Annotated in this window: 5 protein-coding genes; 3 read left to right on the top strand and 2 right to left on the bottom strand. The window is 70.0% G+C overall.

Annotation, left to right across the window (positions count from 1 at the left end; genetic code table 11):
• Positions 1-45: 45 nt before the first annotated feature.
• On the bottom strand, positions 46-1,164 hold the full coding sequence (locus ACWGPE_RS16400) for a metallophosphoesterase family protein (protein WP_452049095.1): 1,119 nt from the start codon (positions 1,162-1,164) through the stop codon (positions 46-48).
• Complete coding sequence (locus tag ACWGPE_RS16395) at positions 1,161-3,251, bottom strand: DUF5054 domain-containing protein (RefSeq protein ID WP_275506411.1); 2,091 nt, start codon at positions 3,249-3,251, stop codon at positions 1,161-1,163. Before ACWGPE_RS16395 ends, ACWGPE_RS16400 begins: the two co-directional genes overlap by 4 nt.
• A gap of 155 nt (positions 3,252-3,406) precedes the next feature.
• Here ACWGPE_RS16395 and ACWGPE_RS16390 point away from each other — a divergent pair, with 155 nt between their 5' ends.
• From ACWGPE_RS16390 to ACWGPE_RS16380, 3 genes are all read left to right on the top strand, one after another.
• On the top strand, positions 3,407-4,381 hold the full coding sequence (locus tag ACWGPE_RS16390; protein WP_452049094.1) for a carbohydrate ABC transporter permease: 975 nt from the start codon (positions 3,407-3,409) through the stop codon (positions 4,379-4,381).
• Positions 4,381-5,322 carry a carbohydrate ABC transporter permease gene (locus ACWGPE_RS16385; RefSeq protein WP_374201146.1) on the top strand — a complete coding sequence of 314 codons (942 nt, stop codon included), beginning with the start codon at positions 4,381-4,383 and terminating at the stop codon, positions 5,320-5,322. The genes ACWGPE_RS16390 and ACWGPE_RS16385 overlap by 1 nt, the downstream gene beginning before the upstream one ends.
• An 85-nt stretch (positions 5,323-5,407) precedes the next feature.
• The gene (locus ACWGPE_RS16380) at positions 5,408-6,727 is read left to right on the top strand and encodes an ABC transporter substrate-binding protein (RefSeq protein ID WP_231431864.1); all 1,320 of its coding nucleotides are present in this window, start codon (positions 5,408-5,410) and stop codon (positions 6,725-6,727) included.
• Positions 6,728-6,825 lie beyond the last annotated feature (98 nt).

Raw genomic sequence — 6,825 nt, 5'->3', positions numbered from 1 at the left:
GGGTCGCGATCGCGACCCGGCCCCTGCTCGTTCGGGCGTGAGAGGTCAGGTGAGCGGCGCGAGCCGCACCTCCTGCAGCACCGTGCCCGCGAGGTCGCGCATCGTGAGCACGAGCTCCTCGGCGCTCGCCTCGCCGGCGATCCAGGCGGCCGCCTCCTCGCTCGTCACGTCGAAGTCAGGCCCGCCGCCGATGAGCTGCGCGTACGGGAACTCCTCGGTCGGCGGCATCCAGGTGCGGTAGTGGGTATGCCCCGACACGATGACCTGGGCGCCCCACTCGACGAGCGCGTCGTGCCAGGCATCGCGGCTCATCCGGCTGAACCAGTCGTAGCCCTCGTCGTCGTAGTCGACGACCGCCTCGTCGATCCAGCGCAGCGGGATGTGGCAGAACACGACGCGGTACGGGGCGTCCCGGAACTCGGGGCGCGCGGTCACCTCGCGCAGCCACTCGGCCTGCTCGGCGCGCAGCGGCTCGAAGGCGACGCGCCCCTCGAACGTCGGGTGGGCGTCGGGCTTGTCCTCGCCGGTGTGGAGCGCGACGCACGCGACCGGCCCGATGCGGAACGCGGTGAACGGCCGCCCCTCGGGCGTCGCCACGAAGTCCTCGAGCTGGTACGCCCAGGTGCCGCGCACGTCGTGGTTGCCCACCACGATCGCGAGGGGGCGCCCCGCACTGACGTCGAGGCCCGCCGGGTTCAGCACCGTCGAGGTGAACCACGACGGGTCCTTCCAGTCGTTGCAGAGGTCGCCGTTCCAGACGAGCACGTCGACTTCGGGGGTCGCCTCGTGCAGCGCCCGCAGGGTGTCGTCCTGCTGATGGGTGTCGTTCCACACGGCGAAGCGCGCGCGATCGGATGCCGCGTCGAGGGTGCGCACGGGCTTCCACCCGCTCTCGTGCCGCTCCGCCGGCGCCTCGACCGACTCGGTGACCGAGCGCACGCGCAGGGCGGTGCCGGCGGGCCACCCCGCGGTGCGGACACGCAGCACCCGGTCGCCCTGGGGCACCATGCCGAAGGCGTCGGCGGTCGCGGTGCCGCGCGTGCCGTCGGCCCCCTCCCACTCGAGCCATCCGCGGCTGAGCCGGCTCACACCCCAGACGACCTCGAACCCGTCGGCGCGCGGCGCCATCACGACGGGCGGGCTCGTCACGAGCTCGTCGCTCACCTGCCGAGCTCCAGTTCGAAGCGGTAGCTGAGGTCGTCGTCGAACCACATCCGGAAGTTCGTGCCCCAGACGTTGTTGTGCAGGTTGACGTGCAGGCCGTCCGCCGGCTCGGCCACGAGATCGTCGAACCGGAGCAGGCGCGGCTCGCCGACCGCGACGAGCGGGGCGTCGATCGTGCGGAGGCGGAAGTGCTGCGAACCTCGGCATTCGACCGCGGAAACCGCGTGCAGGCTGCGGTTGCCGCGCGAGACGACTCGTCGGGGGTCGACCGGCACGCCGAGCTTGTCGAGACGCCAGTCGCCGTCGACCCTCGGGCGGAAGCCGAACCAGCTCGCCTCGGGAAGCCGCGACGCCTCGCGGTCGAGCACGTCGAGCTCGATGCCGATCGGGGCGTCGGCGTGCGGGAATCGATAGCGCAACCGCAGACGGCGGGGCGAACCCCAGAGCGCGGCGGCCCGCTCGGGCATGACGAGTTCGAATTCGATGCGGTCGGCATCGGCCTCGGTGATGCGGCCCGCTGACTCGACCACCGGTGCGGACACCTGCGCCGGCTGGCGTTCGGCGATCGAGAGCCCCGGCTTCGACTGGTCGGGGATCGCCCAGAAGCCGGTCTCGTCGAGGTCGCGGCAGTACTCGTCCACCCAGCGCGCCTCGTCGCGCTCGTCGAAGGTCTGATGGCGGTACGCACCGAGTCGATGCTCGGGACCTGCCCACTGCCGGCCCGCTTCGTCGACGAGCGAGACGATCGAGCCGTCGTCGCCGAACCGCACCGTGAACCCGCCGAGCGCGAGATCGTCGCCGTGCTCGACGGGTGTGCGCCGGGCGTCGCTGCTCGATGTGCCCCGCGTCTCGCCCGCCGACGTCGGCGTGAGGCCGGCGATCGCCGCGCGCGCCGCCGCACCGCGTTCGGGTGCGAGGGCATCGACCGCACGGTCGAGGTAGCCGCGCTGCTCCGCCCACGAGGCTTCGAAGCCCGAGTAGCGCAGGCCCTGCGCCCCGGCGTGCTCCGCGGCCCACTCGAACCGCGCCGCCTCCGGGGGGTTGGCGGCGAGGTCGATCTCGTCGCGCGAACGGGCCGCCGCGAAGTCGTCCTTCGTGTAGTTCGCGTAGTCGGGCAGGAAGGTCTTCAGGTCCTCGCCCCAGGTGTGCTCGGCGATGAGCAGCAGCGCCTCGCTGAACCGGTCGCACTCGTCATCGCCCTCGACGAGGTCGCCGTTCGCGATCCACTCGGCTCGCAGCCCGAGCAGGCCGCGCAGGCCCGCGGTCAGCAGCGGGTCGGCCCCGACCCCGTGGATCCAGGTGTCGCCGATCTCGTCGTCGACGACGGGCAGCTCGTCGCGCACGGCGAGTACGGCTCGTGCGAAGTCGTCGAGGCCCGAGGCCACGATGCGCGCATCCGGGTGCGCCTCCGCGAGCTGCGCGAAGAGCACCTCGACCTCGTCGGCCGAGGGTGGGCCGAAGTTGTCGCCCGTGAACGCGAGGTGCAGGGCGTCGGTGCCGCCGGGCACGACGGCGAGCCCGAGGTCGGTCGCTCCGTAGCTGCCGGCGTAGTTCACGACGACCTCGCTGCCGTCGGGTGCGACCCAGCGGAAGAACTCGGGGACCTCGGGAACCGCCGAGGCGCCGTTCACCCCGAGGTGCAGGTAGTCGAGCCCGGCCGCTGCGAGCGCGGGGACGAGGCCGACGGTGTGGCCGGGCACGTCGGTCATCTTCGCGGCGAGCGTACGACGTTCGAACCGTTCGTCGAGGCGCTTCGCGATCGAGATGCCGTAGTCGACGAGGGCTCGGTCCATCACCTCGGTGTGCGTCGTCAGGGGGAGGCCGTGCCAGTGGATGCGGCGCTTCCGGATCGCCTCCTCGAGCCGCGCCCGCTCGGCCGGAGCGCTGGATCGGAGGGCCTCGTGGATGAGCCACGAGCCGGTCGTCCAGGTGAACCGCGCAGGGCCGCCGCGCCGCTCGAGCTCCTCGGAGAGGTCGATCGCCCTCGGCAGGTACGAGTGCAGGTACCGGTCGGCGATGTCACTGGCGAGCGCCGTGAAGCCGATGTCGAGGTGCGTCTTGAAGACGACGTGAATGGTGCTGATCATGCGGTGCTGGCTCCTTCGCCGACAGTCTTGCATAACTGGTGTTTGCGCAAACATGATCCTGACGTATACTCCACTGGGAACGCAAACATTCACGAAGGAGTGCGACCGCGCATGACGAAGACGTCACCCGCCCGAGGTGCGAGAGCAGGCCGCAGATGACCACGGCGCACGTGCAGGCCGATCCCCCATCCGGCGTCTCCGCCGCGACGTACGCGAGCCGGGTCGCTCCCGATGCCGCGACGGGTCGAACCGGTCGCCGCAGGGTGCGCCGCGACTGGGCGGGCTGGTGGTTCGTCGGACCGTTCATGCTCGTCTTCGCGCTCGTGCTCATCGCGCCGCTCGCCTACGCGATCTTCCTCAGCCTCTTCCGCGAGACCCTGGTCGGCGGCACCCACTTCGTCGGGCTCGAGAACTACGCCCTCGCCCTGACCGACCCCAAGTTCTGGGACGCGACGATCCGGGTCACGATCTTCCTCTGCGTCCAGGTGCCGATCATGCTCGGGCTCGCCCTCTTCGTGGCGCTCGCGCTCGACAGCGCGCGCCTGCGGTTCGTGCCGCTGTACCGACTCAGCATCTTCCTGCCGTACGCGGTGCCCGGCGTCGTCGCCGTCATGATCTGGGGCTACATGTACGGCTCCCAGTTCGGGCTCGTCGCCGACCTCAACCACTGGCTCGGCACGACCATCCCGGCCCCCCTCTCCGACAGCTACATCATGCCCGCGATCGCCAACATCGTGACCTGGGAGTTCGTCGGCTACAACATGCTGATCTTCTTCTCGGCCTTGAAGGCCGTGCCGCAGGAGCTCTACGAGGCGGCCGAGATCGACGGTGCGGGCGCGTTCCGCACGATCTTCGCCATCAAGCTCCCGTCGATCCGCGGAGCGATCCTCGTGGCGACGATCTTCTCGATCATCGGCAGCTTCCAGCTCTTCAACGAGCCGGCCGTCCTGCAGTCGATCGCCCCGAACGTCATCACGAGCTACTTCACCCCGAACCTGTACGCGTTCAACCTGTCGTTCGCCGGCTCGCAGTTCAACTACGCCGCGGCGATCGCGATCGTCTCGGGCCTCATCACGATGGTCGTCGCGTACTTCGCGCAGTCGACGGGCAACAAGCAGGAGAAGCGCTGATGGCCACCGAATCGATCACCACCGCCGGCCGTCGGCCGAGCCGTCTCGCGAGCGGGCGGGTGCCCTTCGCGAGCCGCCCTGCGCAGCGCCGCGGTCCGCGCAACCGCCGGGCCTCGATCACGCTGACGATCCTCATGATGCTCATGCTGCTGTACTGCGTCGTGCCGCTCGTGTGGCTCGTGATCAACGCGACCAAGAGCCGATCCGACCTCTACGACACCTTCGCGCTCTGGTTCGCACCCGACTTCGCCCTCTTCGACAACATCGTCGAGGTGTTCACGTACAACGACGGCGAGTTCACCCGCTGGTTCGCGAACACCCTGCTCTACGTCGTCGTCGGCGCGGGCGGCGCCACCCTGCTCGCCACCCTCGCGGGGTACGGGCTCGCGAAGTACCGCTTCCCCGGACGCCGCGCGGTGTTCGCCATCATCCTGGGCGCGCTCGCCATCCCCGGCTCCGTGCTCGCGGTCCCGCAGTTCCTCATGTTCAGCGGAATGGGCCTCACGAACACTCCCTGGTCGGTCATCATCCCGTCGCTCGTGAGCGCCTTCGGGCTCTACCTGGTGTGGGTGTACGCCGCCGAGGCGATCCCCGACGAACTCCTCGAGGCGGCGCGCCTCGACGGCGCGGGCGAACTGCGCATCTTCTTCTCGATCTCGCTGCGGCAGTTGGCTCCCGCCCTGATCACCGTGCTCATGTTCGCCGTCGTCGCGACGTGGAACAACTACTTCCTCCCGCTGATCATGCTGAGCGACCCCGAGTGGTACCCGCTCACGGTCGGCCTCAACCAATGGGCCTCGAAGTCGACCGCCGTCGGCACCCTGCCCATCCCGAACCTGGTGATCACCGGATCGTTGCTCACCGTGATTCCGATCTCCGCGGCCTTCCTCTACCTGCAGCGCTACTGGCAGTCGGGGCTCACCGCGGGGAGCGTGAAATAGCCGCCCCTGTCGGCCCGCACCACCCGCACCACCCGCAAGACACCTGCAAACACCTCAGATACAGCACCCGAGAAAGGGACCGCACGTGAAGAACACCACCAAGCGCCTGTGGAAGCGCGCCGGCGTCGTCGCCGGCACCGGCGCACTCCTCGTCGGCGCGCTCTCCGGCTGCGCCGCCGGCGCGTCGGGCGATGAGAGCACCGACATCGAGGCCGCCCTCGACACCGAGACCACGCTCACCTGGTGGACCTGGGGCGACACCACCCAGGCCTGGGCCGACGCGTTCATGAAGGAGCACCCGAAGATCACGATCGAGGTCGTCAAGGTCGACAACCCCGACGCCGCGGTGACCAAGCTGCAGAACGCCGTGAAGGCCGGCTCCGGGGCCCCCGACATCATCCCCGTCGAGTACCAGACGCTGCCCCAGCTGACGCTCGGCGACGCCCTCGCCGACCTGACGCCCTACGGCCTCGCCGACAACGAGGACGAGTTCACCGCATCGACGTGGAACGCCGTCAACGTGCAGGGCGAGCTCGTCGGCCTGCCGCTCGACTCGGGCCCCATGGTCATGATCTACAACACCGATCTCTACCAGAAGGCGGGCGTGGCCGAGGCCCCGAAGACGTGGGACGAGTTCGCGGCGGCGTCCGCGAAGATCCACGCCTACGACCCCGAGGCGTACATCGCCAACGCGGGCGACGCCGGCTTCTTCACGAGCATGATCTGGTCGTTCGGCGGCCAGCCGTTCAAGACCGACGGCGAGAACGTGACGATCGACCTCCAGGACGAGGGCTCGAAGCAGTTCGCCGACTTCTGGGGCGGCATGCTGGAGAAGGGCGAGCTGTCGCAGGTCCCGACCTGGTCGGACGAGTGGAACCGGGCGCTCGCGGCCGGCAAGCTCGGCACGCTCATGATGGGGGCCTGGGAGATCGGCGGCCCGACCGATGCCGGCGACACCTGGAAGGTCGCGCCGATGCCGTCGGCCGACGGTCAGCCCGCCTCGGCCGAGAACGGCGGCAGCGCGATCGCCGTCACCGAGCAGTCGAAGCACAAGGCGGCGGCCGCCGCCGTGCTGCAGTGGCTCGCCACCGGCGAGGGCCGCGACCTCGTCAACCAGGGCGGCTTCCCGTCGACGACCGCGACCATGAGCGACCCCGAGTGGCTCGGCCGCACCTGGCCGGAGGTCTACGGCGACCAGACCGCGAACGAGGTCGGCGCCGCCGCGGCCGAGTCCGTCATCCCCGGCTGGCAGTACCTGCCCTACCAGGGTTACGCGAACAGCGTGTTCGGCGACTCGGTCGGCAAGGCGCTCGCCTCGGAGAGCGACCTGAACGCCGCCCTGCTCGAGTGGCAGGACACCCTCGTCGAGTACGGCAACTCGCAGGGCTTCACCGTCAACGAGTAGCCGCACCGAACCGCGGGGGATCTGCTCGCGCAGATCCCCCGCGGCATGCCTCCCCACAACCGCTCCGGGCGTTTCGCCCGAGCCAGCACCTCCGAGAG

Source organism: Agromyces sp. NPDC055658 (genome assembly GCF_053618155.1).
The sequence above is the reverse complement of the archived record's forward strand: the minus strand, read 5'-3'. Positions and strand labels throughout refer to the sequence as shown.